This is a genomic window from Xenorhabdus budapestensis, assembly GCF_002632465.1.
GTDB classification, from domain to species: domain Bacteria; phylum Pseudomonadota; class Gammaproteobacteria; order Enterobacterales; family Enterobacteriaceae; genus Xenorhabdus; species Xenorhabdus budapestensis.
The window spans coordinates 1-1013 of sequence record NZ_NIBS01000099.1 but is presented as its reverse complement, the minus strand read 5'-3'; the positions used below and the strand labels follow the sequence as shown (position 1 = coordinate 1013).

Genomic DNA, 1013 nt, shown 5'->3' with positions numbered 1-1013 from the left:
TAACGCGATGCTCGACTTTTATGATGAGTTGAAATGACATAGCCGCTCCTTTATAACTTTAAGTCGTCAAAAATAGAGAAATAAAGGAACAAAAGGCTATGTCACAACAAGATTTTATCATTTGGGTGTTTTGTTGGGTAGATGACAATTTAACGCAGTTACAACAAGGTATGCGATTCAGAAGCCGAGGGCTCCCACCTAAATTGAGTGATGCGGAAGTCATCACGATGGAAGTGATTGGTGAATTCTTAGGATTTTCAACAGATAAAGGGATTTGGACGTATTTTTGTGACCACTGGCGCGACTGGTTTCCGGGACTGGGTTCACGCGCCAATTTTGCTAAACAGGCCTCGAATCTTTGGGCTGTAAAACAAAAACTGCAAGAGAAGCTGGCGATGTTATTGGGCGCATTCGACAGGCCGATACATATTATCGACGGATTTCCGCTGCCCGTCTGTGGGTTCAAAAGAGCTAAAGGAAGTGCCAACTTTAAAGGGCAAGCCGATTATGGGTACTGTGCCGCTAAGAATGAAACTTACTACGGCTTTAAAGGGCATCTGATGATAGATGAAACCGGCGTAGTAACGGGGCTCACGGTGACTCCTGCCAGTTGCAGTGAGCGTGAAGCAGCTTGGGATTTGGTCGCCCCGATAAAAGGCTGTTTGCTTGGCGATAAAGGGTATTTAGGCGTTGAATTTAAACAGGAAATGAATCAACAGGGCATTAAGATGATTACCCCGATGCGTATCAATATGGATGATCCTCTTCCCAAGGAAACGAGAAGAATGATTAACGCCAAACGCCGTTTAATTGAAACGGTGATTGGTCAACTCGCCGGACAATTTGCTATCGAGAAGGGCTGGGCACGGGATCTGTGGCATTTGAGTAATCGAATTGCCAGAAAACTGCTTTCTCACACGTTGGGTATTTTTGCCAATTTTAAACAAGGTAAAAGTCAACGCGACTGGCTTCAACAAGCCAACGTTATAGGATGTTAAAGTCGAGCATCGCGT

The 1013-nt window shown here is 44.7% G+C and carries 1 protein-coding gene; it reads left to right on the top strand.

The window, feature by feature from the left end; genetic code table 11:
* Nucleotides 1-98 precede the first annotated feature (98 nt).
* On the top strand, nucleotides 99-998 hold the full coding sequence (locus Xbud_RS19040; RefSeq protein WP_099137536.1) for an IS982 family transposase: 900 nt from the start codon (nucleotides 99-101) through the stop codon (nucleotides 996-998).
* Nucleotides 999-1013 lie beyond the last annotated feature (15 nt).

Bases quoted from the DNA above. Each gene is read 5' to 3' on its own strand.
- Xbud_RS19040 (WP_099137536.1), top strand. From the start codon at position 99: ATGTCACAACAAGATTTTATCATTTGGGTGTTTTGTTGGGTAGATGAC.